Annotated in this window: 26 protein-coding genes and 1 pseudogene; 11 read left to right on the forward strand and 16 right to left on the reverse strand. The window is 52.5% G+C overall.

The features are described from left to right. Window positions 1–135: 135 nt before the first annotated feature. Together QSJ10_RS15010 and QSJ10_RS15015 are read right to left on the reverse strand one after the other, a co-directional pair. Window positions 136–435 (reverse strand): YwdI family protein, encoded by a 300-nt coding sequence (locus QSJ10_RS15010; protein ID WP_011232887.1) that lies wholly within the window; start codon window positions 433–435, stop codon window positions 136–138. A gap of 18 nt (window positions 436–453) precedes the next feature. Continuing rightward, a complete protein-coding gene (locus tag QSJ10_RS15015) occupies window positions 454–1143 on the reverse strand; it encodes a uracil-DNA glycosylase (RefSeq protein ID WP_011232888.1) in 690 nt (229 codons plus the stop codon). 387 nt (window positions 1144–1530) lie between these two features. Here QSJ10_RS15015 and QSJ10_RS15020 point away from each other — a divergent pair, with 387 nt between their 5' ends. From QSJ10_RS15020 to QSJ10_RS15030, 3 genes are read left to right on the forward strand one after another with little or no spacing between them, the layout of a single operon-like run. After that, window positions 1531–1881, forward strand: coding sequence for an STAS domain-containing protein (locus tag QSJ10_RS15020; protein WP_049624166.1), 351 nt, complete (start codon window positions 1531–1533; stop codon window positions 1879–1881). Next, window positions 1878–2366, forward strand: a complete 489-nt coding sequence (rsbW, locus tag QSJ10_RS15025) for an anti-sigma B factor RsbW (RefSeq protein WP_049624165.1) — start codon at window positions 1878–1880, stop codon at window positions 2364–2366. Before QSJ10_RS15020 ends, rsbW begins: the two co-directional genes overlap by 4 nt. Next, a complete protein-coding gene (locus tag QSJ10_RS15030) occupies window positions 2326–3099 on the forward strand; it encodes a sigma-70 family RNA polymerase sigma factor (protein ID WP_033011024.1) in 774 nt (257 codons plus the stop codon). Before rsbW ends, QSJ10_RS15030 begins: the two co-directional genes overlap by 41 nt. Window positions 3100–3133: 34 nt before the next feature. Here QSJ10_RS15030 and QSJ10_RS15035 read toward each other — a convergent pair whose 3' ends face one another. The 12 genes and pseudogenes from QSJ10_RS15035 to QSJ10_RS15090 all read right to left on the reverse strand — a co-directional run. After that, complete coding sequence (locus QSJ10_RS15035; protein WP_049624171.1) at window positions 3134–5044, reverse strand: SpoIIE family protein phosphatase; 1911 nt, start codon at window positions 5042–5044, stop codon at window positions 3134–3136. A gap of 173 nt (window positions 5045–5217) precedes the next feature. Continuing rightward, on the reverse strand, window positions 5218–5853 hold the full coding sequence (locus tag QSJ10_RS15040; protein WP_053532562.1) for an FMN-dependent NADH-azoreductase: 636 nt from the start codon (window positions 5851–5853) through the stop codon (window positions 5218–5220). Window positions 5854–6026: 173 nt separating this feature from the next. Next, window positions 6027–6173: a hypothetical protein gene (locus QSJ10_RS15045; RefSeq protein ID WP_162536241.1), complete on the reverse strand. Its 147-nt coding sequence runs from the start codon at window positions 6171–6173 to the stop codon at window positions 6027–6029. After that, window positions 6124–6516, reverse strand: coding sequence for a transposase (locus tag QSJ10_RS15050; protein ID WP_196242959.1), 393 nt, complete (start codon window positions 6514–6516; stop codon window positions 6124–6126). The genes QSJ10_RS15045 and QSJ10_RS15050 overlap by 50 nt, the downstream gene beginning before the upstream one ends. 221 nt (window positions 6517–6737) lie before the next feature. Beyond that, window positions 6738–8120, reverse strand: a complete 1383-nt coding sequence (locus QSJ10_RS15055; RefSeq protein WP_033004942.1) for a glycine--tRNA ligase — start codon at window positions 8118–8120, stop codon at window positions 6738–6740. A 288-nt stretch (window positions 8121–8408) separates the two neighbouring features. After that, window positions 8409–9239, reverse strand: a complete 831-nt coding sequence (locus tag QSJ10_RS15060) for a glycosyltransferase family 2 protein (RefSeq protein WP_153016177.1) — start codon at window positions 9237–9239, stop codon at window positions 8409–8411. Between the two features lie 79 nt (window positions 9240–9318). After that, window positions 9319–10515 (reverse strand): MFS transporter, encoded by a 1197-nt coding sequence (locus QSJ10_RS15065; RefSeq protein ID WP_053532560.1) that lies wholly within the window; start codon window positions 10513–10515, stop codon window positions 9319–9321. 174 nt (window positions 10516–10689) lie between these two features. Continuing rightward, window positions 10690–12135, reverse strand: a complete 1446-nt coding sequence (locus QSJ10_RS15070; RefSeq protein WP_033015394.1) for a glycoside hydrolase family 32 protein — start codon at window positions 12133–12135, stop codon at window positions 10690–10692. Between the two features lie 12 nt (window positions 12136–12147). Then, complete coding sequence (locus tag QSJ10_RS15075; RefSeq protein ID WP_033015392.1) at window positions 12148–13524, reverse strand: sucrose-specific PTS transporter subunit IIBC; 1377 nt, start codon at window positions 13522–13524, stop codon at window positions 12148–12150. 193 nt (window positions 13525–13717) lie between these two features. After that, complete coding sequence (locus tag QSJ10_RS15080; protein WP_033015391.1) at window positions 13718–14548, reverse strand: PRD domain-containing protein; 831 nt, start codon at window positions 14546–14548, stop codon at window positions 13718–13720. Between the two features lie 18 nt (window positions 14549–14566). Continuing rightward, entirely contained in the window at window positions 14567–15061 is a 495-nt protein-coding gene (locus tag QSJ10_RS15085) for a PTS sugar transporter subunit IIA (protein ID WP_033015389.1), read from the reverse strand. Window positions 15062–15086: 25 nt separating this feature from the next. Then, window positions 15087–15350: pseudogene (locus QSJ10_RS15090) on the reverse strand (isocitrate/isopropylmalate family dehydrogenase); the annotation flags it as partial. Window positions 15351–15551: 201 nt separating this feature from the next. On the opposite strand from QSJ10_RS15090, the gene QSJ10_RS15095 reads away from it, so the two are divergent. The 5 genes from QSJ10_RS15095 (at window position 15552) to QSJ10_RS15115 (ending at window position 21505) form a co-directional block, all read left to right on the forward strand. Continuing rightward, window positions 15552–16787 carry a PucR family transcriptional regulator gene (locus tag QSJ10_RS15095; RefSeq protein ID WP_053532559.1) on the forward strand — a complete coding sequence of 412 codons (1236 nt, stop codon included), beginning with the start codon at window positions 15552–15554 and terminating at the stop codon, window positions 16785–16787. Between the two features lie 117 nt (window positions 16788–16904). Then, window positions 16905–18038, forward strand: coding sequence for an alanine dehydrogenase (gene ald / locus QSJ10_RS15100; RefSeq protein ID WP_020278676.1), 1134 nt, complete (start codon window positions 16905–16907; stop codon window positions 18036–18038). 332 nt (window positions 18039–18370) lie between these two features. Beyond that, window positions 18371–19558, forward strand: a complete 1188-nt coding sequence (locus tag QSJ10_RS15105; protein ID WP_289492945.1) for an IS701 family transposase — start codon at window positions 18371–18373, stop codon at window positions 19556–19558. A gap of 86 nt (window positions 19559–19644) precedes the next feature. Then, the gene (gene pdxK, locus QSJ10_RS15110) at window positions 19645–20460 is read left to right on the forward strand and encodes a pyridoxine/pyridoxal/pyridoxamine kinase (RefSeq protein ID WP_053532442.1); all 816 of its coding nucleotides are present in this window, start codon (window positions 19645–19647) and stop codon (window positions 20458–20460) included. Between the two features lie 184 nt (window positions 20461–20644). Next, window positions 20645–21505: a carbon-nitrogen hydrolase family protein gene (locus QSJ10_RS15115; protein WP_011232915.1), complete on the forward strand. Its 861-nt coding sequence runs from the start codon at window positions 20645–20647 to the stop codon at window positions 21503–21505. Window positions 21506–21822: 317 nt separating this feature from the next. Here the strand turns inward: QSJ10_RS15115 and putP are convergent, their stop codons facing one another. Then, window positions 21823–23280, reverse strand: coding sequence for a sodium/proline symporter PutP (gene putP / locus QSJ10_RS15120; protein ID WP_053532443.1), 1458 nt, complete (start codon window positions 23278–23280; stop codon window positions 21823–21825). Between the two features lie 406 nt (window positions 23281–23686). Here putP and QSJ10_RS15125 point away from each other — a divergent pair, with 406 nt between their 5' ends. The 3 genes from QSJ10_RS15125 (at window position 23687) to QSJ10_RS15135 (ending at window position 25953) form a co-directional block, all read left to right on the forward strand. After that, window positions 23687–24508, forward strand: coding sequence for a basic amino acid ABC transporter substrate-binding protein (locus QSJ10_RS15125; RefSeq protein WP_053532444.1), 822 nt, complete (start codon window positions 23687–23689; stop codon window positions 24506–24508). Between the two features lie 69 nt (window positions 24509–24577). After that, the gene (locus QSJ10_RS15130) at window positions 24578–25234 is read left to right on the forward strand and encodes an amino acid ABC transporter permease (RefSeq protein ID WP_053532445.1); all 657 of its coding nucleotides are present in this window, start codon (window positions 24578–24580) and stop codon (window positions 25232–25234) included. After that, a complete protein-coding gene (locus tag QSJ10_RS15135; RefSeq protein ID WP_011232919.1) occupies window positions 25231–25953 on the forward strand; it encodes an amino acid ABC transporter ATP-binding protein in 723 nt (240 codons plus the stop codon). Before QSJ10_RS15130 ends, QSJ10_RS15135 begins: the two co-directional genes overlap by 4 nt. A 186-nt stretch (window positions 25954–26139) precedes the next feature. Here the strand turns inward: QSJ10_RS15135 and qoxD are convergent, their stop codons facing one another. After that, a complete protein-coding gene (qoxD, locus tag QSJ10_RS15140) occupies window positions 26140–26439 on the reverse strand; it encodes a cytochrome aa3 quinol oxidase subunit IV (RefSeq protein WP_011232920.1) in 300 nt (99 codons plus the stop codon).

Consider the following 26439-nt stretch of genomic DNA (forward strand, 5'->3'; position numbering starts at 1 on the left):
CCGGCAAGACCCGCATCCAAGCCGGTGAACCGCTTCTTGTTTTTTGGCGCAAACAAAGGCAAGCGATTCAACGGAGTTCTGTTGATCAACATTCCCCGTGGAGAAGACCGTTTTCCACGGTGTTTCGTTGCCCCCTCAAAAATCCAACAACGACTCCCCGTTCGCCTCATCGTCAATGTCGGGAGAACGTCCTCCGACAGAAACACCCCCAAGCGAAAGCCCGCCAGCAACCGAAATCGGCCCGCCGACGGCAAGCGACTCTGTCGAGACAGACGGAACGGACGGCTGCGGCTGGCCTGTCGTTTCCAGCATCAAATCGCATAAAACGCGAATGGCAGCGACATGTTCACGCATCCGCTGCGGGTCATGGGCCGCCTTTGCCTTGCGCAATTCGTCTTCCATTTTGGCGACAACCGCCGCCAAAGAGATCGTCATGATATCTTCCCCCTTTCTTCATTCAGCGCGGGCGCCGATGTTCTCGATTTGCCAATCGATCGGTTCGCGTCCGTGCTTGGTTAAAAACGCGTTCGTCCGCGAAAACGGGCGATGACCGAAAAAGCCGCGCGCGGCGGAAAACGGGCTCGGGTGCGGCGCTTCAATAATCAGATGGCGCGGATTCGTAATCCGTTCTTTTTTCTCTTGCGCGTTCCGGCCCCAAAGCAAAAAGACGACCGGATCGTCTTTTTCGTTGACGAGCTCAATGACGCGGTCGGTGAAATATTCCCACCCTTTGCCGCGATGGGAGTTCGCCTGGCCGCGGCGGACCGTCAACACCGTGTTTAACAACAGCACCCCTTGCTCGGCCCATTTGACGAGATAGCCGTTATCTGGTATATAGCAGCCAAGGTCGTCATGCAACTCTTTAAAAATGTTCGCTAAGGACGGCGGCACCGGCACGCCCGGCTTGACGGAAAAACTAAGCCCGTGCGCCTGTCCCGGGCCGTGGTACGGATCTTGCCCGAGCAGCACGACTTTGACGTTTGCATACGGTGTATAATGAAGGGCGTTGAAAATATCGTGCATATCGGGATAGATCGTCCGCGTCCGGTACTCCTCTTTTAAAAACTCGCGCAGCTTTAAGTAGTACGGCTTTTGAAACTCCTCTTCAAGCAGCGGAGCCCAGTCGTTTTTGAGAATCGGCATTGCGAGCAACTCCTTTGCCATCGGCTTTTTCCCTTTTATCATTGTAGCCCAAAAGACACCAGCGTCAAAGCGAAGTGAATGTTCAGATTGAGGCAACCATAGCGAAACCTGTTTCCCCAATAGGAAATGCGCCAATCCCCTGCCGCAGCCAAACCGGAACACGCCGGTCGCGGCAGGCGGAATAGAGGACAAAAATCTCCTTTTTTATTCTCTTCGCCCATTGTTTCCATCTTTCCATCATCATGTCCCCTTTTCATTCGACATTCCCTGTTTCAACAAGTATAAAATATGGGTATAGAAAGCGTAAACACCAAAGGCCGGACAAGCTAAACCGTCGTCGCCAACGCAACACGGGATATCCATCAAACGCACAGTGGGGTGAAAGAAATGGATCAGAAACAATTCCATCTTGTTCATGACGAACAGCCGGATCGGCACGTTGTATACATAAAAGGCGAACTGGACCTGGCGGCAGCCGAGCAATTTCAACACACCGTCGAACCGCTCGCCGGCGATGCATCCAAACCGCTCGTTCTTCGTCTCGAAGATTTAACGTATATTGACAGCACCGGGATCGGCATGTTTGTAGCGCTGTTAAAAACGCGGCATCAACTCGGGGCGCCGTTTGCCATTGAAAACGTGCCGCCGAAAGTGCGGCGTCTGTTCGATTTAACTGGAGTATCCTACTTTTTTTCCGAAATGAACGATGCGTCAGAAAGGATCGGAGGCCAATCATGAAAGAGCACGAAACGATCGTACAGCTGTCGATTCCAGCCGATTCACAGTTTCTTGACATCGTGCGTTTGACGTTATACGGGCTGGCTGCCAAAATGGGATTTTCCTATGAAGAAATCGAAGATATGAAAGTCGCCGTCTCCGAAGCGTGCAACAACGTCGTGCTTCACGCCTACAACGGAAGAAGCGGCGATATTCACCTCCGTTTTAAGATGAGCGCCGATGCGCTTTCCATCGTCATTAAAGATGAGGGAAAAGGGTTTGACTACAAACGGGCGATCAAACAGGCGGCGTCGCTGTCCGGCAAGCCACTCCAAGATGTGAAAGTCGGCGGCCTCGGCCTCTTTTTAATGGAAGCGCTCATGGATGACGTCCGCGTCACGACCAAAGGCGGAACGGAAGTCCGCCTAACGAAATTCCGCCTTCACGGCGAAGGAGAGCATGCCCATGACTGTATATCCCCCTCCTCTGTCCAAGAGCAAGCTTGACGCCCTTATTTCCGCCTATCAACAAACGAAGACGGAAGAAGCGGCGACAGCGTTGCTCGTGCGTTTTGAGCCGCTCATTGCGGCCGCAGCGAAAAAAATGGCGCGCAGCCGCCCTGATTTTTACGAAGACTTGTTTCAAGTCGGCCGACTGTCGTTTTTGCGCCTTCTTGACCATTACGACCCGAACCAAGGAACAAACTTTGAATCGTATGCGATGAAAAGCTTGATCGGCTATATGAAAAACTATTTGCGCGACAAAGCGTGGTATATCCAAGTGCCGCGCCGGGTGAAAGAGAAAGGAAGCAAAGTGCAGCAAGCCATCGACGAACTGACCGTCAAGCTCGAGCGGTCGCCGAACATAGATGAAATTGCCGCCCATTTAGGCTTATCGGTGGAAGAGACGATCGAGATTTTAGCCGGCCGCGACCATTACCAGGCGATTTCGCTCGACGCCCCGGTCCAAGACGGGGAAAAGGATGCGACGACGATCGGTGAATTCGTCGCGGATGAAGCGAACGAAATCGAGTCGCTGATCGAGCGAATGGATTTAGAGCAGGCGATCGGCAAACTGAGCGAGCAAGAACAAATCGTCATCGACGCCGTCTTCCGCCGCGGCGAGACGCAACGGTCGCTCGCTGAACGGCTTGGCGTCTCGCAAATGACGATCAGCCGCATTCAAAAGCGGGCGATCGAAAAGCTGAAACGGCAGCTGGCCGCTGCCTACCCGTCGTAACAGCCAAAAACGCCGCCGGCCGGCTAGGGCGGTATTAGCGGCGGCGGAGCAACAACAACGTCTGGTCGTCTTTTTGTTCGTATTGGTGGTACGCCTTGATATGCTCGTACAAATCGCAGACGATTTGCGCTGCCGGCTGGTCCAAATTGACGCGGGCAACCATCGAGGCGAGGACGGAAAAATCATCGTCCGCCTCTTCGCCGCGTTTTTCGGTCACCCCATCGGTGTACAGCAGCACAAAATCACCCGGCTCGAGCACTACCGACTTCGTCTCAAACGAAAATTGCGGAAACAACCCGAGCGCGCACCCTTTCGCGTGAAGCGGCACGCATTGTTTCGTTTTCGCCCGGTACCAAAGCGCCGGTTCGTGCCCAGCGCACGCGTACGAGAACGTATGCGTCTTTTCGTTGTAATTGCCGACAAACATCGTGACAAAAATCGACGGCTCGGTGTAGTCGTAGGCGAATCGGTTCAGCAGGTCAAGATACACGTGCGGCTGCGTTCCGTAATGAACGGTCCGGTCCAGAATAAATTTCATCAGCGTCATGAGCATTGCCGCTGGAATCCCTTTTCCCGATACATCGGCAATGCAAGCTGAGACCGATGTTTGATGGACGGCAAAGTGGTAGAAATCGCCGCTCAACACTCGGGCAGGGACGCTGAGGGCGCTGATATCGACGTACGAAGGCAAATCCGCCTTCGACGATGTCTGCAAAAGCGCCCGTTGCATATTCGCGGCAAGCGACAGTTCAAAGTCGAGCTGTTCCCTCTCGCGCTCGAGCCGATCTTTTTCTTTTTTCTCCGTCATGTCGCGCAAAACGGCGACAAGCCCTGTCAGCGCACCGTTTTCCATCACCGGTGCCAGCGTGTAGCCGACCGGCAGGCACACGCCGTCATGGCGGCGAAACGGCTCCTCCTCGACGCGAATCACCTCGCCGCTTTTCAGCTGTTTGACAACACGGCGCAGCCGCTTCCAGTCCCACGCGGACCCATCCGGCCCGGCGAGCGAGACAAAGGAAAACAGCGGCTTCCCTTTCGCTTCCTCCGGATCAAGGCCAAGCAAACGGCCCGCTTCCGGGTTCATCCATACGATCCGGCCGTCGCGGTTTAACATCATCAATCCCTCGCCAAGGGCGTTCGCCATCATTTCCAGCTGCTGTTTGTGCTGTTTCAGCTCCACGTACGGTTTTTCGACCGTCTCGACGTACATTGCACGCACGACATACAAAAATCCGGTCATTTCATACAGCTGCCCCCATAGCGCATGGCCGCCGCCAAGCATAAGCAGCCATTGGCCGAGGGCAAACCACCATAACGCCAGCAGCCAGTACAGGAAGGATCGGGAACTCCCTTGCCGCCAACGACGCCATACAAGCAAAGCGGCGCCCGCATCGAGCAAACCGGCAATCCCTTCGCCGGCCTTCCACCAGAGCGGCCAGCGGCTTGTCCCGTCTCCCGGCCAAAGTGGCGCTACCCAATGGATGAATAGCCCAACGACCGCCGCATAAGCAAAAGCGGCGAAAAACGCTTGCCACCGTTGCCCGCTCCTCCGCTCCATCACCTCATCGCGGCGCGAAAACAGAAAAAGAAGCCCCCAGGCAAGCGTCAATCGGGCCGAGAGCGAAAAAGGGGACGCTTCCACACCATCAGATGCAAAAGACAAGACAACATGCAGCGAAAACAACAAGCCTGAGGAGAAAAACAGCGCCCCCATCATCAGCCGCTCCATTGACAACGTATGCGGAAACACAGACCATCCTTGCACGGCGACAAGCCAGCAAACGACCGTCACGGCGAGCCCTAAGGCAAGATGAATAGAATGATAGAATTCGGGCGAAACAGGCAACCGGCTGGCCGCAAACAGAAGCAAGCCAAACATTCCGGCCGCCAGCACGGCCATCGCGCTGTGCAGACGCACCAGGCGATATCGTTCGTATTCCTTCACCAACGAGGAACCTCCACTCTTCATTCTATATGGCTTATTATACCATACGGCTCCCCGCCACGTATATGAACGTCACGGCCGTTTGGTTTGTCCAATAAAAAAGGAGCCTCTCCGGATGAAGAGGCTCCCAGGCCAAGTTTGCAGCCATTTCCCGCGCAATACTCGGCCTCCCGTTAAAACGTGTGCGCCAAGTCTTTCGCCCGAGCGATGGCGTTCGCTTTAATTTCTTCCGCCTTTTCCGGCACCGCCGCATGCCCTTCGACAAACAACCCTTCAAATGACGGAACACCGAAAAATTGCATGATGACGCTTAAATACCGATGGCCCATTTCCATTTCCGCCGCCGGGCCTTCGGAGTAGAAACCGCCGCGCGCTTGAATGTGGAGCGCTTTTTTATCAGTAAGCAATCCGACCGGCCCTTGTTCCGTATATTTAAACGTCTTGCCGGCGACCGCCACGGCGTCAATGTACGCCTTTAACACCGGAGGGAACGAAAAGTTCCACATCGGCGTGACGAATACGTATTTGTCGGCGGAAATAAACTGCTCGCACAGCTCGTTCATCCGCCCGACTTTCGCTTTTTCTTCGTCAGACAGCTCTTCAAACGATTTCCCGGAGCGAAGCTTGTCCCAGCCGCTGAACACGTCGACGTCGATTTCCGGAATGTATTCCTTGTATAAGTCGAGATGAATGACTTCATGATCCGGATGCACTTGTTTGTACGTCTCAATGAACGCCTTTCCGACCGCCATGCTGTAAGACTGCGTGTCGTCGTGCGGATGGGCGGTGATGTACAATACGTTTGTCATGATGCATACTCCCTTTCGTGATGATCTCGGCACTTTAGTGTTTGCACTTTGTTCAAGCGGCATTCACTTATTTTGAATTCAAATATCTCCAACAAGAGATAATTATATAAAGATCCGACACATTTGGCAAACGATTTGACCGCAAAAAAAAATTGCCTTTCTCCAAGGCAATGTTACTCGCTTTGTTCCACGACAAACGGGTTGCCGCTGATTTGTTTTCGTATCTCATCGGTGAGCACAAACGGTTCGCTTTTGATAACGATTTCATCATCACCAGGCGGATGGCCGCTTCCATCGTAGTAAATCGGTTTCCCTTCCATCATGGTGAACCCCCTTGATCCATGCAGAAACTCGTCTATACTCTTTCTGTTTGTACGGATATTTGTTATCTAGCCCTTTTTGTTTGGCTTTTTTGGCGCTGTCTCTGGCGTTCAAATATTTATGGCATACGGCTTGAATGCTTTGGCTATGGATCGGGTATTTGCCCTTCGTTTGTTTTTGAAGTTCGGTTTGGTTGATCCATTTTCCATTATTCTTTAATGCATAGTTTTTGGCAATGACTAAACAGTCATTCCAAATTTGAGCCGATATTCGGTTGCATTCGAATAATCGATCGATATCTTTTTTTGATGTTTGAAAAGGTATTTTGACCGTTCGATACATCCTTTCACCTCCTTACTTATAATATAAAATAAAAATATGAATAATCGAAAATCTATATTCTTTTTTCATCGATTCTCCCATTTTTTTACTTTTTTTGATCAAAAGTAAAAAAAGGACGCCGCGTATCCCCCGCCTACGCTTCGCTTAGAGGCGGGGGACTTGCGGCGTATGGGTTGTTAAAAAAACGCCGGGGTTTCGTCGCTGCCCCGGCGTTCATGGCATCAAAAGGCGATTTTTTCCTCTAAAAAGGCTTTGAGCTCCCCAATCGGCAACCGCACTTGCTCCATCGTGTCGCGGTCGCGCACGGTCACTTGGCCGTCTTGTTCAGACTCGAAATCGTATGTGATGCAAAACGGCGTGCCGATTTCATCTTGGCGGCGGTACCGCTTGCCGATCGAGCCGGTTTCGTCATAGTCGACCATGAAATGTTTCGCCAGCTCTTCATAAATGCGGTGCGCCCCATCAGCGAGCTTTTTCGACAGCGGCAAGACAGCCGCTTTGTACGGCGCAAGCGCCGGATGCAAGTGCATCACCGTTCTCGTCGTGCCGTCTTCCAGCTCTTCTTCGTCATAGGCGTCGATCATAAACGCCAGCGTGACGCGGTCAGCGCCAAGCGACGGCTCAATGCAGTACGGGATGTAGCGCTCGTTCGTTTCTTGGTCGAGATAATGGAAGTCCTCGCCCGAGTATTCCATATGCCGCTTCAAATCGTAATCCGTGCGCGACGCGATGCCCCACAGCTCGCCCCAGCCGAACGGGAAATGGTACTCGATGTCCGTTGTGGCGTTGCTGTAGTGGGACAACTCTTCTTTCGCATGGTCGCGCAGGCGGATGTTATCCTCCTTCATGCCGAGCGACAGCAGCCAGTCCTTGCAAAACTGTTTCCAATAGTCAAACCATTGCAGCTCCTCACCGGGCTTGCAGAAAAACTCGAGCTCCATCTGTTCGAATTCGCGCGTGCGGAATGTGAAGTTGCCCGGCGTAATCTCGTTGCGGAAGCTTTTGCCGATTTGCGCGATGCCAAACGGCAATTTTTTGCGCATCGTGCGCTGGACGTTTTTGAAGTTGACGAAAATGCCTTGCGCTGTCTCTGGACGCAAATAAATTTCGTTGGCGCTCGACTCGGTGACGCCTTGGTACGTTTTAAACATTAAGTTGAACTGGCGCACGTTCGTGAAATCGCGGCTGCCGCATTCCGGGCAGGCGATGTCGTATTCCTTGATGAGTTCATCCATTTTGGCCAGCGGCAACCCGTCAACGATCATCTCGATCCCTTTTTCCTCGAGCGCCTTCTCAATCAGCTTGTCGGCGCGGTGGCGCGCTTTGCACTGTTTGCAGTCGACCATCGGATCGTTGAAGTTGCCTAAGTGACCGGACGCTTCCCACGTTCTCGGGTTCATTAAAATGGCGGCGTCAAGCCCGACGTTGTACGGTGACTCTTGGACGAACTTTTTCCACCACGCCCGTTTGATGTTGTTTTTCAGCTCGACGCCAAGCGGGCCGTAATCCCACGTGTTCGCCAGCCCGCCGTAAATTTCCGAGCCCGGAAACACGAAGCCACGATGCTTGGCATGTGCGACGATTTCTTCCATTGTGACAGCCATCGTGTTCATCCTCCTTCAATGTGATGTCCACCAATCAAAAACGCCCTCGCCCCTAGGCCTGACGCCTAGGGACGAGAGCGTAGCTCCCGCGGTTCCACCCTAGTTGATGCGCAAATCACGCATCCCCTTTTTGCCATTTCCGCTCCGGACTGCCGTTTCATTAACCGTCTTCACCGGGCTCCCACCGCCCCCGGCTCGCTTCGGAAGAGAGGGTTAACTACTATTGATCCGTCATCGCGATCCATATATGATTTTGTCCACTATCATAGCAAACCAGAAAGACCTATGTCAATGGTCGCTCGCATTTTTTTGCGCCCAAAACCGCGACACGACGGGCTTCCCGTCCCAGATGACTTCGCTTTTCGCCCGGCGCTTCGCGACTTCCGGCTCGTCAAGCAATAGCCAAAAATTTTTCATCGGCAAGTCCCCAAGCCCATGCTTCTCACACAGCCGCCGCAAATATTGGCGCCGCTTGTCGTTCATATGTCGCGACACGTTGTCGCCGTCCGGGCTGAACGCGTACAACACGGTCGCCGCCGCGACACGGGTGACGCGGCATACAGAGGCGGCCCGCAAAAAGAAGTCCCAGTCCCAATAATGGTGGACAGTCGTGTCAAAGCAGCCGATCTCGTCATGGAGCGATTTTCGATACACGCTTCCAGACGGGACGTACGTCGAAAACGTCCGCATCGCTTCCAAATCATACTCATAGGCAAATAAAAAACGGGCGGATGGAACACGCTGGTCGTTTTTCACCCGATACTGGACAATTTCCGCATCGGCATAGGCGAAGTCCGCATGCTCGAGTGCCGCGGCCATCCGCTCGAGATGGCACGGCAACACTAAATCGTCGTCGTCGCAAAGCATGATGAGGTCGCCACGCGCCGCCTTGACGCCTTCGTTGCGGGCGGCGACATGTCCTTCGTTTTCGCGGCGGTCGATGAGACGAACGTCAAGCTCCGGGTACAAGGCGACGACATCATGAACGGGAATGCCGCCGTCATTGACAATGATCACCTCAAAATGGCGGTATGTCTGCCGGCTCAACGCCTCGAGCAGCTCGGCAAGCGGATACGGGCGATTGTACGTCGGGATGACGACCGATACGAACGGGCGCAAGGAATCCACCGCCTCTCTTCATGATCCGAACAAAAAAGGGCTTACCCTTAAGGTATAGCCCTCCGTTTGATTTGTCAACTTAAGCGAGCTCTTGCTGCTTCGTCTCTTTGCCGAGGACGGCGACAGAAAGAACGGCGACAAGAACAGCGAGGCAAAACAGCGTGAAAATCATCGTCACCGACACCCCTTGCGCGACAAGCGATCCGACCAACAGCGGGCCGAAAATGCCGCCGATGCGGCCAAACGCCGCCGCCATGCCGGCGCCTGTCGCACGGATCGATGTCGGATACTGCTCCGGTGTATAGGCATACAGCGCCCCCCAGGCGCCCAAGTTGAAAAACGACAAGAAAATGCCGGACGCCATCAGTCCGACGAGCGACTCGGCCGTGCCGAAAAAGTAGGCGCTCAATGCGGTGCCAAGCAAGTACGCAACCAAGACAAATTTCCGCCCAGCCCGCTCGATCAGCCATGCGGCGCTGAAATAACCCGGCAGCTGCGCTAGCGTCATGATAAGCACGTACTCAAAACTTTTAATCAAGCTGAACCCTTTCATGACCATGACACTCGGCAGCCATAAAAACATGCCGTAATACGAAAAGACGACGCAAAACCAAAGGAGCCAAAGCATGACCGTCTCTTTCCGATGGGGAGCGGACCATACTTTGACGATATTGCTCCACACCGTCTCCTCTTTTTGCGCGGCCGCAAACCGCGGCGAATCAGGCAGACGGAGGCGCAAATAGATCGCATACAGCGCTGGAATCGCCGCCATCCATAACGCCGTCCGCCATCCGTAAACTGGTATGACGAAATACGAGATGAGCGCCGCCAGCAGCCACCCGCCAGCCCAAAAGCTCTCAAGCAGCACGACAACCCGGCCGCGGTCCTTAGCCGGCACCGCCTCCGAAACGAGCGTTGACGCGACCGGCAACTCACCGCCAAGCCCCATGCCGATCAAAAAGCGGAGCGCCAAAAACGCCGCCAACGTCGTCGTCAGCGCCGACAGTCCGCTGCCGATCGAGAATAATAACAATGTGACAATGAAAACATTTTTCCGGCCGATCCGGTCGGCGAGCAGCCCGAACACGAGCGCTCCGACCGCCATGCCGATCGAGTTGACGCTGCCGATCCAGCCGACTTGGCTGGCCGTCAAATTCCAGTCTTTTTGCAAGGCCGCCATCAAAAACGACAGCATCCCGACGTCCATGGCGTCAAACAGCCAACCGAGACCGGCGATGCCTAACAGCTTGCGCTGGGAAATCGCGGTTTGGTTCATGTGTATCCCCCTGTCATTATAGATGTAAAGACATCGTCTACTGTTCATTATAGAGGAGGACGGAAGTAAATTCAATCCCGTATTGCTCATTGTCTCACAAAAGGAACTACAACAGTAATAAAAAAGCCGCCGAAAAGCGAGTGCTCTCGGCAGCTTTGCTTGTGCCAATCCGTCTTATAATTCCCATTTCTCGATGTCCATCTGAAGATGCCCATGAGCGCCAAAGAAAATCGTTTGGTCGTCCGGATGCGGAAAAAACCGCGCAGTGAACGTCTCTTCGCCATCATTGACGAACAGTTCGATCGATGACGTATCAAGGAAAACATGAAGCGAACGAAGACGTGGCAATCGACATTGCCGCTTCTCCGTCAGTCCGTTCACAAAGCTTTTCCGTTCAAGCGTCAATACCCCTTCGTCACTATTGTAAACAAGGCGAGCCGCATGGCGAAAGTAAATTTCCATCATGCTTCCGAACAGTTCGATATTGTCGAGGCGAAGTTCGATCGCATCTCCCTCGAGTCCCGGCCATGACCTCAGCTCATTCACCACAGTGGCGCTTGGATATGCTACTTTTTGTTTGCGCAACTGTTTCAGCTCTTCCACTGGCGTCTGTCTCAGCTTGCCGCCAGTGAGGCGAAGTTCGCGCGGCAAGGTGAGCGCGTGCACCCAGCGGTGGCTCACTGTCGGCTGACGGTCTTCATCCTGGTCCGGCACGCCCATCCAGCCGATGAGGATGCGCCGCCCGTTCCGGTCAAGCATCGTTTGCGGGGCGTAAAATTCAAAGCCGCGATCAAGCTCCTCAAACGTCCCGTGAAGGAATTCGGCCCGTTCGTAGTCGAAGCGGCCGACAAAATAACCTGACTGGTAGACGTTTTGGTAGCGCATGCCGTCCGGTTTTAATCCTTGCGGGCAGACGATGAGTACGTCTTGCCCATCTAATGGAAACAAGTCTGGGCATTCCCACATATAGCCAAACGGACCAAGCCCGTTCATGTTGCCGCCAGCAATTGGGCCAAGATGCTCCCAATGACAAAGATCAGCGGAACGAAACAGCACCGCTTTTCCATCGCCGCTTTCGCTTTGCGCCCCCAGGATCATATACCAATGGCCCTGATACCGCCATACTTTCGGATCGCGGAAATGGGCCGTATATCCGTCCGGAAGTGTAATGACGACGCCTTTTTTTGTAAAATGAATGCCATCTTCCGATACGGCCATGCATTGGTACGTTTGGCGGTTTCCTTGTTCATCTTTCACATTGCCAGTGTAAAACAGCACGAGTTTTCCATCGCAACTAATCGCACTGCCGGAATAGCAACCATCTTTGTCATACCATTCGCTTGGCGCTAACGCAATCGGCGCTGCTTGCCAATGAACCAAGTCTGGGGATGTATAATGCCCCCAGAACTTGGCGCCATGGCCGGTGCGAAACGGCATCCATTGGTAGAAGACGTGATACGTTCCGTGCCAGTCGATCAGCCCGTTTGGATCGTTCATCAACCCGACAGGAGGCATGAGATGGTAGCGAAGCCGATACCGGTCACGATTGACAAGAGTCTCATATTTTTCGACTTCAGCGTATGCTTGTTCAATAAGTTTCTGTTCCCGTTCGGATTTCATCCGCTTGTCCCCTCACTCTTCTTCTTCACGGAACTTTAGAAGGAATGTCGCCACAAACGCTGAAACGACGGCAATGGCAAAACCGATTAAGTAGTGCATTAAGTTCGTGAGCCCTTCCGGCGCAACGATGGCGATCATCGGGATGCCGGTCAACCCGTAGGCATTAGCTACTACATTCGTAAATACGACGTACGCTCCGCCGAGCGCGCCGCCAATGGCCGCAGCGATAAACGGCTTCCGGTATTTTAAGTTCACCCCGAAAATGACTGGCTCGGTAATGCCTAAAAAAGCTGACAAGGCCGCCGGCAACGCAATCTCTTTTGTTTTTGTCCGCTTCGATTTGACAAATACAGCCAAACCGGCGCCGCCTTGGGCGACGTTGGCCATCGACCAAATTGGCAGTAAATAGTTGACCCCAAGTTTCGCCAACAAGTTCGCTTCAATGGCATGAAAGCTATGATGCACACCGGTAATGACGATCATCGAGTACAATCCACCAAAGATAAGGCCAGCTAACGCACCGCCATAATGGTAAACAAAGTTCAACACCTTCGTAATCCCATCGCCAAGCAAATTGCCGAGCGGACCAATGGCCAAAATCGTAATAAATCCCGTCAAAATGACGGTCACAAATGGAACAACAAGCAAACTGACCGCATGGGGAACAACTTTTCGCAATCCACGCTCCACTTTGCTCATCACATACGTCGCCAGCAAAATCGGCACGACCGTCCCTTGATACCCGACCATAGCGATATCAAAGCCAAGAAAATGCATATACTTTGGCTTGGCCTCGGCCAATCCCCACGGGTTTAATAGCGCCGGGTGAGTCATAATACCGCCGATGACCGCCCCTAAAAACGGCGTGCCTCCAAATTCTTTCGCCGCGCTAAAGCCGATTAAAATTGGCAAAATAATAAACGCCGCACTCGAAAACATATCAAGCAAAATATACAGCGGGCTGTCTGCCGCCACCCATTTGAACGCCTTCATCATCCCAAGCAAACCCATTAACAAACCGCTCGCGACAATGGCTGGGATGATTGGGACAAAAATGTTTGACAACGTCTTCGCAAAGCGGGCGAGCGGATTCATTTTTTGCTTGATGGCTTCTTGATGAGCATCAGCATCACCTTGCTGTATCCCTGCTTCCCGGACAAACGCCTCATACACTTTATTCACCACGCCGGTGCCAAAAATAATTTGAAACTGTCCGGAGCTGGAAAACGCCCCTTTAACCCCTTCAATGTTTTCAATGTCTTTCGCCTCGGCCTTTTTGTCATCTTTTAAGACGAGGCGAAGCCGTGTCGCGCAATGAGTTACGCTAATGATGTTTTCTTTCCCGCCAAGGAGCGGGATGAGTTGTTTAGCAATGTGTTCATAATTCATCGGTGAACTCCTCCCCTTCTGAATGATGGTAAAATGAAAAACAAAAAAGACCTAAAACATACAAAGGGCGATCTAGCGGCATGACTCACTTGCCGTTCCCTTCATACGTTTTAGGTCTTGCCTGCTCGAAGCAGTCACAATCCCGCAATATTTCGTTGTCTGTTTTGCATTATACGACAACTTGCTGTTTTTGTCAACGCTTTCGCAACCGTTGGATATGGAGGACGATATAGGCGAGTTCCTCCTCCGGAAAACGGATGCCATATTCCTTCTCTGCATAGCTTGCCGCTTTTTGTGTACACGCCCATTCCCTTGCATATTTTGTCTGAATGAGCGCAAGCATCTCCTCATCCATCGAATGAATCGGCTCCCCGTTTTCGATGCGGCTTAAGGCAAAGCGCAAATGAGTGAGCAGCCGCTGGTATGAAATGCTTTCCTTATCGATCGATATGCCGAGCTCCGTTTGGATAAGGTCAACGAATTCATGAATGAGCGTCGTCTCGCGCATCGTTTTGTTCATGCTGGCGGCATCGAGTTTCGCCGTATGAATATGAAGGGCGATATGGGCCACCTCGTCATCGGGAATCTCGATGCCAAGCCGCTCTTTGATCAACTGTTTCGCCCATAGCCCAATTTCATACTCCGCCTTATATAGCACTTTAATTTCATTGAGCAATTTGTTTTGAATGCGGTAACCTTGCTTCAACCGCTCGATGGCAAACGACAAATGGTCAGTCAGCGCAATATGAATATGGTCGTTGAGCGGTGCTTGCAGTTTGCCTTCCGCATAGCTGATAATTTCTTCGGCAATATCGATATGTTCTTCTGGCAACGTGCGAAGCAATTGCTGGAACTTCTCATTTTCTTCTTCCATGACGAAAATTTTCTCAATGCGGCCCGGGGGGATGAGATCGTTTTTCCGCTTTTGAAACGCAATCCCCGGGCCCATGACAATTTTCTCTTTGCCTTCGTCGAGCACGACAACAGCGTTGTTGTTTAAAATCTTATGGATGCGAAACGCCATATGTCCTCCCTTCCGCCCTTATTTCATTTTCACATGAAATAAGACCGTCTCGCCTTTTTTGGCTGATGCCTCGGCCTTTCTCTCAAGGCTTTTGAGGGCATCCCCGTTCGTAATGATGATGGGCGTCACCGCGCTTTTCGCTTTCTCGCGCACAAGTGGCAAGTCGACAGAAAGAAGCCGATCGCCCCGCTTCACTCGGTCGCCGGCTTTGACATAAGCGGTAAACCCTTCCCCGTTCATCGACACGGTGTCGATGCCGACATGGATGAGCAACTCCACACCCGCTGCCGAACGCAAGCCGATGGCGTGTTTCGTCGGAAAGAGCTGAATGATTTCGCCATCGACCGGAGCGACGACATCCCCATCCGCCGGGTCGATGGCGATACCATCGCCCATCATGTTTTGCGCAAACACCGGATCCGGCACGTCTTCAAGCGGCACAATCGTCCCGTCAAGCGGTGCGGTGATCATCTCTTCCTTCGGCTGTTGCTTGCCAAACCATTTTTTGAACAACGAACATCATCCTTTCTTTTGCAGTTCATCTGAAAACAGTATACCGAAACGGAAGAAAACCGCAAGCCGTGCCGCCAAGATTCGGCGTTTTGATGCCATCGGCGGTAACATCTCCAATCGTTTTTAGCAACAAGGCGCCGAGCTCTTCTTCAACGAAATGGTCAGACATCAACTTCGCTGTCTAAATTTGCCCGATCGGATTGGCGATACCTTTGCCGTAAATATCCGGCGCCAAACCGTGCACCGGTTCAAACATTGACGGATATTTGCTGTTGACGTTCATGTTCGCCACGAGAACGGCTTTCTTGCCAATTCCGTCGCTGGGAATGACGGCAATGTCCCATTTTTTCATTCTTGGGAGAATTCCTTCTTTCCTTCCTTGGACAGAAAGCGCAGCCATTCCTTTCTTTCATCATACAATAACGGTGGTGGATTCACATTTATGATAAAATGAAACTACAAATCATATGGACGATGCGAGGGAGTCAATATGTCTTATGATACCGACCCGTTCCGCGGCGAATTTGACAGCCTTGAAGAGTTTGCCGACCGCGTCAGCGACGTGCTGAAATGCCCGGTGACGATCGAAGATGCGAACCATCGGCTCATCGCCTACAGCGCCCATGACGATTACACCGATCCGGCACGGACGGCGACGATCATCAGCCGGCGCGTCCCGGAAAAAGTGATCAACAGCTTATGGAAACAAGGCGCCATCCCGGCGCTGCTCAAAAGCCGCGAGCCGGTGCGCGTGCCGCCGATTCATGACGTCGGCCTCGGCAGCCGCGTCGCTGTGTCGATCTGGAAAAATGATGAGGTGATCGGTTTCATCTGGGTGCTGGAAACGAACCGGACGCTGTCGCCTGAGGAGATGGAATGGCTCAAGCTCGCCGCCAAGGCAGCGAAAAACAAAGTGTTGCAGCTGTATATGCGCAAAAACAAAAAAGAAGAGCGGGTGCAGGAGCTGTTTTGGAAGTTGCTGACGAGCCATATCGCGGCCGAAGACGAGATTCGCGCCCATCTCGCTGCCATGCAAATCCCGACCGCACCGCAGTTTGCCGTTGTCGTCTTCCGCTTTGCCGCTGATTTGACCGCCGAAATGGAGCGGCAAATTTCTTATCTCTTGCAGACGACTCAGCAACTCCCGCTCCTTCTTTATACGACCGACGGCCGCGATGTGATTTTGCTTGGGGCGCCCAAAACTGACCAGCCGCTGAAAGAGCTGAGTGCATTCATCGAATCGTTCGCCGCCAAAATGAAAGAACGATTTCACATCCACGATGTGCAGTGCGGGTTTGGCGGCGTGTACGGTGCCTATCGCCTCATTGAAAAAAGCTACCGCGAAGCGCTCGCCGTCCTGGCGCTGAAAGAAAAGCTCGGCGATGAAATCAAGTCGGTTTACGGCTACGCCCAACTCGGTATTTACCAATTTTTTGACTTTTTGCTTAAAAAAAAACGGCAAGGAGGCTGGACCAACCCGGCGCTTGAGAAATTGCAAGCCTATGACCGCAAACATCACAGCGACTTGGTGAAAACGTTTGAAACATTTTTTGACCATAACGAAAATGTGCAAGAAACCGCTGACGTCCTCAACGTTCACCCGAACACGCTTGCTTATCGGCTCAAGCGGATTGCCGACATCGCCGAGCTTGATCTCAATGACATGAATCAAAAAATCAAATTATACATCGATATTAAATTAGCGAAATACGAAGCGCGCGGTTGAATTTGTGGAAATCCACAAAACCCACGCGCTTCTTTCTCTTTTTTGAACAACGCCCGGCCCGTTCCGTCTCTTTTATACTATAAGTAAGGCCACTTTTGATGAGGAGGAACCATATTCATGATTATTGGAGTGCCAAAGGAAATTAAAAATAACGAAAACCGTGTCGCCATTACGCCGGCTGGCGTATTGTCGTTCGTTCAGGCAGGACATACGGTGCTCATTGAGAAAGAGGCAGGGGTTGGAAGCGGTTTCAGCGACAATGATTACGCCCGTGCCGGAGCACAAATCATCGAGCGAGCGGAAGATGTGTGGGCGCAAGCAGATATGGTGATGAAAGTGAAAGAGCCGCTGCCAAGCGAATACCGCTTCTTCCGTCCGGGGCTTGTGCTGTTCACCTACTTGCATTTGGCCGCCGACCCAGAGTTGACGCGCGCGTTAAAAGAAAGCGGCGTTATCGCCATCGCCTATGAAACTGTGCAAGTCGGCCGCACGCTGCCGCTGTTGACGCCGATGAGCGAAGTCGCCGGACGGATGGCGGCGCAAATCGGGGCGCAATTTTTGGAAAAGCCGTACGGCGGCAAAGGCATTTTGCTTGGCGGCGTCCCTGGCGTCGCCCGCGGCAAAGTAGTCATCATCGGCGGCGGGGTCGTCGGCACGAATGCGGCAAAAGTCGCGGTCGGCCTCGGGGCAGATGTCACGATCATCGACTTGAACGCGGATCGCCTGCGCGAGCTTGACGACATTTTCGGCAACCAAATTACGACGCTCATGTCCAACCCGATGAACATTGCCGAAGCGGTCGCAGAGGCCGACCTTGTCATCGGCGCTGTCCTCATCCCAGGGGCGCGGGCGCCGAAGCTCGTCACCGAGGACATGGTGAAAGCGATGAAACCGGGTTCGGTCATCGTCGATGTCGCCATCGACCAAGGGGGTATTGTCGAGACGAGCGACCACGTCACGACGCACGACGACCCGACGTACGTCAAACACGGCGTCGTCCATTATGCGGTCGCCAACATGCCGGGTGCTGTCCCGCGCACCTCGACGATCGCCTTGACGAACGTCACGATCCCATACGCCTTGCAAATCGCCAATAAAGGCGTCATGCAAGCCATTACGGACAACCCGGCGCTCGAGCTTGGCGTCAACGTCGCCAACGGCGAAATCACGTACGAAGCCGTCGCCCGCGACCTCGGCTATCGCTACGTCCCGGCCCGCGAAGCGCTCGGGAAAACGTTGGCTGCCAACTAACCATGATGGACGCGGCCGACAACGCGCGCTGCCGGCCGCCTGTTCATCATTGTCCATTCCCATGATCGCCCGCTCATAGCGGGCGGCTTTTTTTATCTTAATTAGGCGAGAAGACTCCCACTTCAACGAAGCGAAGCGGAGTAAGTGGGAGATGAATCGCCTTAACTATATTTTGCTGAAAATAGGATAGATTCAGTAAAATATGGTATAACTGTAGATGAGCAAATTCACTGACATAAATTGACAACTAAACAAAAAAGGAGACATGAACCGGACTCCTTGGGTAAAATAGATGTGTTCAAAACCCATTCACACAAGGAGGTTCATGTCTCATGAATAGATTAGCACATCACCAAGGAATCCACAAGTTTTTCTTCACGTTGGGGTTGACGCTGCAGCTTTCCAAACCGGTCATCAAGCATCTCATTCATATTGTCGATGCCTTGACCACCAAGGGATTCTCGGGAACATTGACTGATATTCATTACTGGAGCTTTCATCCGAATCATCGAACGACGCTCCGTCACTTTTTCACGAAAAGCCCTTGGAACGAGGAAAGGCTGCTTGGGAAGCTTCAAGAGTGGATCCTTTCCCAGGTCGAACGACTGGCCAAACGGAAGAATCAACCCCTTTTTGTTTCGATTGATGATACGATTTGCCAAAAAACGAAGCCTTCGTCACGGGCTGTGCACGCCATTCAAGGGTGCGACTGGCACTACTCGCATAAAGATCATCAATCGGTCTGGGGGCATTCGCTCGTTTGGCTGATGGTGCACACCTTCACGCAGGCGTTCCCATTTGCGTTCCGCCTGTATGACAAGAAAGCGGGAAAAAGCAAGATCGACCTGGCGATCGAGATGCTTTCCTCGCTCAAGGTGAAGCGGGCTCAGCCGGTGTATGTGCTCATGGATTCGTGGTATCCGTCCAAAAAGCTCATCGAAGCCTGTCTGAAACAGGGATTCCATGTCATCGCGATGCTCAAGACGAACCGGATTCTCTACCCGAAAGGCATCGCCATCCAAGCCAAGCAGTTTGCCCGCTATATCGAGTCCAAAGACACCCGCCTCGTCACGGTGGGGCAGGAGCGTTATCGCGTGTATCGCTATGAGGGGGCGATCCATGGCCTCGATGACGCGGTGGTGTTGCTGGCTTGGAAGGCGGATCAGCCGATGGCGCCGGAACATCTTCATTGCATCTTGAGCACCGACCGGGAACTCGGGGACGAAGACATCTTGCGTTACTACGCCCAGCGCTGGACGATCGAGTGCTTTTTCCGGCAGGCGCAAGATCAACTGAAGCTGGATGGATACCGCGTTCGCCACATTCGGGCGGTGAAACGGTATTGGGCGGTGGTGTTGCTCTCCTGCGTGTACAGCATCGCCGAATCCCGACAAAACCTCTCCACCAGGCTGGAGCTTCTTCGGTCGCGGAAAGACCACAGCGTCGTCGAGTTCATTTATGACGCTGCAAAGCAAGATATTCCCATTGATGTGATCAAAAAACAGCTCCGTATCGCGTAAGGGGTACCCTGTTTGTCTCTCTAACCATGGAAATTATTGTAATGAAAAATGCTCATCTACAGTTATGAAGCAAAGGAGTGATGATGATGACGATGCCAAAAGCGTTAACGATCGCCGGCTCGGACAGCAGCGGCGGCGCCGGGCTGCAGGCGGACTTAAAAACGTTCCAAGAGCTTGGCGTTTACGGCATGACGGCGATCACGACAATCGTCGCCATGGACCCGCACAACCGGTGGGCGCACCAAGTGTTCCCCGTTGACCTAGCAACGATCGAAGCCCAGCTTGAGACGATCATCGTCGGCGTCGGGATTGATGCCTTAAAAACAGGCATGCTTCCGACAACTGATATCATTGAATTAGCGGCGCGGACGATTGAAAAGCATGGTTTGAAAAATGCGGTCGTCGATCCAGTTATGGTGTGCAAAGGGGCGGATGAGCCGCTCCACCCGGAAAATACGGTGTGCTACCGGGAAACGCTTGTACCAAAAGCAACGGTCGTGACGCCGAACTTGTTTGAGGCGGCGCAGCTAGCCGGCCTGCCGCGCATTGAAACGGTTGAAGACATGAAAGAGGCGGCTGGACGCATTCATGAGCTCGGAGCTCAATATGTGATCGTCAAAGGCGGACGGAAAATTCCGCACGACTATGCGGTTGACGTCCTTTACGACGGCAAAACGTTTGAACTCCTCGAATCGGAGCGGATCGACACGACGTATACGCATGGCGCCGGCTGCACGTTCTCAGCCGCCATCGCCGCCGAACTGGCAAAAGGCCGGCCGGTGAAAGACGCCATCGCCACCGCCAAGGCGTTCATCACCGCCGCCATTCGCCATTCGTTCCCGTTAAACGAATACGTCGGCCCGACGCATCACGGCGCGTACCGACGCTATGAAGGAAAGTAGGCCACGTTTCGATCCTTGTCTTTTTTCACAAGACAGCCCGCTCCCGGAGCAATAGCGCTAGCTTCTTTTGCAAGACAGAGAACCGGCGTGCCCATGCCTAAAAAATGGATGCACAGGACGGGCTTGGCCATAATCAAATAGGCATTATGCGCCGCGACAACATGGAGAAAGGAGAGTGCCGCCATTGCGCGTATCCGCTGTCCAATATCATTTGCATACGATCCGTTCGTTTGACGAATTTGCCGCGCAAGTGACGCATTACGTCAAAACAGCGCAAGAGTTTGACGCCGAGTTTGTCTTGTTCCCAGAATTTTTCACGACCCAATTGCTTTCCATTCCACTTGATGACGGACGTCAAGCAGCGATCGACGACTTGCCGGACTACACGGAGCCGTATTGCGGGCTGTTTACGTCGCTCGCCAAAGACACGGGCATGTATTTGATCGGCGGTACGCATGTCATCCGCGAAAACGGCAAGCTGTACAATGTCGCCCACTTGTTTGCGCCGGACGGAACGATCCATCGCCAAGCGAAGCTGCACATCACCCCGACCGAGGCCAACGAATGGAACATCGCCCCGGGTGACGGACTGCACGTCTTTGAAACGGACAAAGCGACGATCGCTATTTTGACGTGCTATGACATCGAGTTTCCGGAAATCGTTCGCCTGGCGCGCGCGAAAGGGGCGGACGTCATCTTCTGTCCGTCGTGCACCGACGATCGGCACGGGTTTTATCGTGTACGGTATTGCTGCCACGCGCGGGCGGTCGAAAACGAAGTGTATGTCGTCACAACCGGCACGGTCGGCTCGCTTCCAACGGTCGACTTTATGCGCGCCAATTTCGGCCAGGCGGCCGTCATCACGCCAAACGACATTCCGTTCCCGCAAGGCGGCGTCCTTGCGGCGGGCGAGATCAACAGCGACATGGTCATTACGGCTGACCTTGACTTGTCGCTCCTTCGCAAAGTGCGGGAAAAAGGATCGGTCGCGACATGGCGCGACCGGCGCACTGATCTGTATCCAGACTGGAACACGATGGCGTAACAGCGGCGGCCCTTCGCCCCGCCTCCGGGCGGAGGTGCCAAGGGGGGCTGCGGCCGGACTAAAAGGGTGCGGCGCCGCGACATGTGTTGGCATCCGAACCAAAGCAGGGTGCGGCACCCCTTTGCCTCGTCTTAAAGCTGATCATGGCGACACCGCCTCAACACTGCCATCGCCCAGCCGAAACAGCATAGCGACGCGGCGACACGGTAAGGCGGTCGGACGAATTGCGAGGCCGCAACAACGCCTATATGATGAAGGACAAAATGCCGATCATGACAACAGGGTGTCCCCACCGAGGAACACCCTGTTCATTTCGCTTATGACAACGATTTCTTAAACTGATCAAACTGTTCCGCCACTTTCCCTTCCGGCGCTTTCGTCAACAGGCTCACGACGACAATAGCGGCGAGGCTCGCGGCGAAGCCGGGAATCATCTCATACAACAGCCCTTTCAAATACTCCGACTGCGTCCACAAAATGACCGTTGCCGCCCCAGCGACCATGCCGGCGAGCGCCCCCCATTTCGTCATCCGCCGCCAGCATAAGCTAAGCAAAATGACGGGGCCAAACGATGCGCCAAATCCAGCCCACGCATAGCCGACCAAGTTTAAAATGGTGTCGTTTTTCGTGTACGCCAGCGCCGTTGCGACAATGGCGACAAGGAGCACCGACAAACGCCCGACGAAGACAAGCTCCTTATCCGAAGCCGCGCGGCGGAACACGACTTTATACAAGTCTTCGGTCAGCGAGCTCGACGTGACGAGCAACTGTGACGAGATCGTGCTCATAATCGCCGCTAAAATCGCCGCCAGCAAAAACCCGGTAATAATCGGATGGAACAAAATGTGTCCGAGTTGAATAAACACCGTTTCCGGATCATCAAGCTTCATGCCGCGCTGCGAAAAATAAGCGATTCCAAAAAGACCCGTCAACATCGCTCCGACAACGGAGAAAATCATCCAGCCCATGCCGATGCGGCGGGCGCTTTTCATTTCTTTCACCGACTTAATGGCCATAAAGCGGACGATAATGTGCGGCTGGCCGAAATACCCGAGCCCCCAGGCGAATAACGAAATGATGCCAAGAACACTCGTTCCTTTCCATAAGTTCAACAAGTTGGGATCGATGTCGCGGATCGTCTCCATCGTATCTACTGGCCCGCCTGTATGGAACAGCGTCACGACTGGCACTAAAATCAACGCGATGAACATAATCGTCCCTTGGACAAAGTCCGTCCAGCTGACGGCCAAAAAGCCGCCAAACAGCGTGTAGGCGACAACAACACCGCCGACGATCCACAATCCCGTATGGTAGCTAACACCAAATGAGTTTTCAAACAGAACGCCCCCCGAAACGAGGCCGGACGAGACATAAAACGTAAAAAAGACCATAATGACAATCCCAGATACCATTCGCAACAATTTCGTGGCATCCCCGAATCGGTTTTCCAAAAACTCCGGAATCGTAATCGAGTCGTTCGCTACTTCCGTATAGACGCGCAAGCGCGGCGCGACAAACAACCAGTTTGCATAAGCGCCAAGCGTCAAGCCGATGACGATCCAGGCGGCACTCACCCCATCGACATACATCGCCCCCGGCAGCCCCATGAGCAGCCAGCCGCTCATGTCGGAAGCCCCGGCGCTGAGCGCCGTCACCGCCGGTCCGAGCGTCCGGCCGCCAAGCATATAATCAGACAAATTGGACGTCCGTTTATACGCCCAATAGCCAATCCAAAGCATGCCGACTAAATACACAATGACGGAAAATAAAACCATATGGGCTCTCCTTCCTCTACTGTCTTGTCACCACTTTCATCATAACGAAATTGATAGTATTTACACAATAGTATTTATTTTTCCATACCTCTATAATAAACAAATTGACAAAACCTTTGCCAACTCTACCCTCTTTCTGGTATAATATTCTGTAAATTCAAAATCAATCGTTTATGTCTTTTTATACATAAAAAATTATTTTATAAAAATGCACACGAAATGATATTAGCCATATGCCCTTCAGTTAATGTGGCGAAAAACATTGAAAAATGCGCCTTTTCCCCATTTATACGGCGTGCCAAAATGTTCAAACAATTATTTTTATAAAACCTATTGCATAATAACAAAAATATTGATAGTATGATAATCGTTCATCGACAATGATTCCAAAGGGGGATTTTATAGGATGTTAAAAATGAAGAAAGGTTTGATCGTAGCGGTCGTTGCTGCGTTGTTTATGGCGCTCGCCGCTTGTGGCAAGTCGACAGAAACAAGCTCTCCGTCAGGCGCTGAAAAAGAAGGGAAGCAAAAAATCACCGTCGGGACGGACGCGTCGTTTGCGCCATTTGAATATATGCAAAAAGGAAAAATTGTTGGGTTTGACGCCGACCTTTTGGATGCGGTGATGAAAGAAGCCGGCTTGGATTATGAATTAAAAAACATCGGCTGGGATCCGCTGTTCGCTTCGCTGCAAAGCAAAGAAATCGACATGGGCATTTCCGGCATTACGATTACGGACGAACGGAAACAATCTTATGATTTCTCAGCTCCGTACTTTGAAGCAACACAAGTCATCTTAGTCAAACAAGGCAGCCCGGTGAAAAACGCCCTTGACTTAAAAGGGAAAACGATCGGCGTTCAAAACGCGACAACCGGTCAAGAAGCTGCGGAGAAGCTATTTGGCAAAGGCGATCATATTAAAAAATTCGAAACGAGTGTTGTTGCCATTATGGAACTGCTAAACGGCGGTGTTGATGCTGTCATCACGGACAACGCGGTGGCAAACGAATACATGAAAAACAATCCGGACAAAAAATTGCAAGTCATTGAAGATCCACAAAACTTCGCTTCGGAATACTACGGCATGATCTTCCCGAAAGAAAGCGAATTGAAAGCCAAAGTGGACGAAGCATTGCAAAAAGTGATCGACAGCGGCAAATATGCAGATATTTACAAAAAATGGTTTGGCAAAGAACCGAATATGGAAGGCTTAAAACAACAACAATAAGCGCACGAACATAGAAAAATGCGTAACTGCTAGCAAGTTACGCATTTTTCTTAGAGAAAGGTGAGATCGATGGATTTTCGTTTTGATATTATTGTTGAATACGCCCCTTACTTTTGGCAAGGGCTGCTCGTAACGATCGGCGTATCATTAGCCGGCATCGTGTTCGGCCTCATTCTCGGCCTGTTCATCGGCCTTGGCAAAATGTCGTCCAACCCGATTATTCGTTTGCCGTTTTCGTGGTACATTAACTTTTTCCGCGGTACGCCGCTTGTCGTGCAAATTTTGCTCGTCCATTTCGGCGCCATGCCGCTCTTTTTCGCCCAGCCAAATGCCGTCGCTTCCCTGGCCGTCTCGCTGTCGCTCAACTCGGCCGCGTATGTGGCCGAGATTTTCCGCGCCGGCATCCAGTCGATCGACAAAGGGCAAATGGAAGCGGCCCGCTCGCTTGGGATGACGCATGCGCAGGCGATGCGCTACATTATTTTGCCGCAGGCGTTAAAGCGAATGATTCCGCCGTTTGCGAACGAGTTTATCGTCTTAATTAAAGATTCGTCGCTTGGGATGGTCATCGCCGCCCCGGAAATCATGTATTGGGGGAAATCGGCCGCGGGTGAGTATTACCGTGTTTGGGAGCCGTATTTAACAGTGGCGTTCATCTATTTGCTCTTAACGCTTTCGTTAAGCAAACTGTCACACTATCTTGAAAGGAAGTATTCGACCCAATGATTGACGTACGCCAGCTGAAAAAATCGTTCGGTTCGCTCCAAGTTTTAAAAGGAATCGATGTCCATATTCGCGAAGGAGAAGTCGTGGTCGTCATCGGCCCATCGGGGTCGGGAAAATCGACGTTTTTACGCTGTTTAAACTTGCTTGAGGATTTCGATGAAGGTGAAATTATTATTGACGGCATTAATTTAAAGGCGAAAGACACGAACTTAAATAAAGTGCGGGAAGAAGTCGGAATGGTGTTCCAGCGCTTTAACTTGTTTCCGCATATGACGGTGCTGAACAATATCACGCTGGCACCGATGAAAGTGCGGAAATGGCCGCGTGAAAAAGCGGAAGCGAAGGCGATGGAGCTGCTCGCCAAAGTCGGGCTGCAAGACAAAGCGCACGTCTACCCGGACTCCCTCTCCGGTGGACAGGCGCAGCGCGTCGCCATCGCCCGGGCATTGGCCATGGAACCGAAAATCATGCTGTTTGACGAGCCGACGTCAGCGCTTGACCCGGAAATGGTCGGGGAAGTGCTCTCGGTCATGAAGCAGCTGGCCAATGAAGGGATGACGATGGTCGTCGTCACCCACGAGATGGGCTTTGCCCGTGAAGTCGGCGACCGCGTCCTGTTTATGGACGGCGGCTACATTGTCGAGGAAGGGAAGCCGGAAGACTTGTTCGACCACCCGCAGCATGAGCGGACGAAAGCGTTTTTATCAAAAGTGCTGTAAAACGTCGTCTTGCCTGTTTGAGGCAAGACGACTTTTTTAGGCACATATCATGCCCCCTATAATGCAACCACGTTGCCTCTCCATCTCTTCAATGTTCCGTCAACGGCTCCCCCATTTCAGGCATCTATGACACCACAAAAGCCCTTCTGAACATAAAAAGCCGGCCGAACCCCGGCCAGCCTCGCTTTACAACACAAACTGCATCACCCAAATCGAACCGGCGACAACGACAACAGCAATAAAGAAGCTGTATACCATGTTGAACGTTTGCACTTTGCCGCTGTCGCTTTCGTTGACGTGCATGAATAGAAACAGCTGCAAGCTCGCTTGGATGATCGCGAACAAGACGATGATGACGATCACGGCTTTAAGCGGCAGCCCAGACGAGAGCGCCACCCAAAGAGCCGCAAACGTCAAGACGAGCGACAACAAAAACCCAATAATATGTTTCCACGGAAATGATTCGCGATGGCTGTTTGCGCCCAT

The organism is Geobacillus stearothermophilus ATCC 12980, from assembly GCF_030369615.1.
GTDB lineage: Bacteria > Bacillota > Bacilli > Bacillales > Anoxybacillaceae > Geobacillus > Geobacillus stearothermophilus.

What these genes read in the sequence shown, in the direction of transcription:
- QSJ10_RS15050 (WP_196242959.1), bottom strand. Translation starts at nt 6,516, where the DNA reads ATGTATCGAACGGTCAAAATACCTTTTCAAACATCAAAAAAAGATATC.
- pdxK (WP_053532442.1), top strand. Translation starts at nt 19,645, where the DNA reads ATGACGATGCCAAAAGCGTTAACGATCGCCGGCTCGGACAGCAGCGGC.
- putP (WP_053532443.1), bottom strand. Translation starts at nt 23,280, where the DNA reads ATGGTTTTATTTTCCGTCATTGTGTATTTAGTCGGCATGCTTTGGATT.
- QSJ10_RS15030 (WP_033011024.1), top strand. Translation starts at nt 2,326, where the DNA reads ATGACTGTATATCCCCCTCCTCTGTCCAAGAGCAAGCTTGACGCCCTT.
- QSJ10_RS15010 (WP_011232887.1), bottom strand. Translation starts at nt 435, where the DNA reads ATGACGATCTCTTTGGCGGCGGTTGTCGCCAAAATGGAAGACGAATTG.
- QSJ10_RS15135 (WP_011232919.1), top strand. Translation starts at nt 25,231, where the DNA reads ATGATTGACGTACGCCAGCTGAAAAAATCGTTCGGTTCGCTCCAAGTT.
- QSJ10_RS15020 (WP_049624166.1), top strand. Translation starts at nt 1,531, where the DNA reads ATGGATCAGAAACAATTCCATCTTGTTCATGACGAACAGCCGGATCGG.
- QSJ10_RS15040 (WP_053532562.1), bottom strand. Translation starts at nt 5,853, where the DNA reads ATGACAAACGTATTGTACATCACCGCCCATCCGCACGACGACACGCAG.
- qoxD (WP_011232920.1), bottom strand. Translation starts at nt 26,439, where the DNA reads ATGGGCGCAAACAGCCATCGCGAATCATTTCCGTGGAAACATATTATT.
- QSJ10_RS15045 (WP_162536241.1), bottom strand. Translation starts at nt 6,173, where the DNA reads ATGGAAGGGAAACCGATTTACTACGATGGAAGCGGCCATCCGCCTGGT.
- QSJ10_RS15105 (WP_289492945.1), top strand. Translation starts at nt 18,371, where the DNA reads ATGAATAGATTAGCACATCACCAAGGAATCCACAAGTTTTTCTTCACG.
- QSJ10_RS15055 (WP_033004942.1), bottom strand. Translation starts at nt 8,120, where the DNA reads ATGGCTGTCACAATGGAAGAAATCGTCGCACATGCCAAGCATCGTGGC.
- QSJ10_RS15125 (WP_053532444.1), top strand. Translation starts at nt 23,687, where the DNA reads ATGTTAAAAATGAAGAAAGGTTTGATCGTAGCGGTCGTTGCTGCGTTG.
- QSJ10_RS15075 (WP_033015392.1), bottom strand. Translation starts at nt 13,524, where the DNA reads ATGAATTATGAACACATTGCTAAACAACTCATCCCGCTCCTTGGCGGG.
- QSJ10_RS15070 (WP_033015394.1), bottom strand. Translation starts at nt 12,135, where the DNA reads ATGAAATCCGAACGGGAACAGAAACTTATTGAACAAGCATACGCTGAA.
- QSJ10_RS15065 (WP_053532560.1), bottom strand. Translation starts at nt 10,515, where the DNA reads ATGAACCAAACCGCGATTTCCCAGCGCAAGCTGTTAGGCATCGCCGGT.
- rsbW (WP_049624165.1), top strand. Translation starts at nt 1,878, where the DNA reads ATGAAAGAGCACGAAACGATCGTACAGCTGTCGATTCCAGCCGATTCA.
- QSJ10_RS15130 (WP_053532445.1), top strand. Translation starts at nt 24,578, where the DNA reads ATGGATTTTCGTTTTGATATTATTGTTGAATACGCCCCTTACTTTTGG.
- ald (WP_020278676.1), top strand. Translation starts at nt 16,905, where the DNA reads ATGATTATTGGAGTGCCAAAGGAAATTAAAAATAACGAAAACCGTGTC.
- QSJ10_RS15015 (WP_011232888.1), bottom strand. Translation starts at nt 1,143, where the DNA reads ATGCCGATTCTCAAAAACGACTGGGCTCCGCTGCTTGAAGAGGAGTTT.
- QSJ10_RS15080 (WP_033015391.1), bottom strand. Translation starts at nt 14,548, where the DNA reads ATGGCGTTTCGCATCCATAAGATTTTAAACAACAACGCTGTTGTCGTG.
- QSJ10_RS15095 (WP_053532559.1), top strand. Translation starts at nt 15,552, where the DNA reads ATGTCTTATGATACCGACCCGTTCCGCGGCGAATTTGACAGCCTTGAA.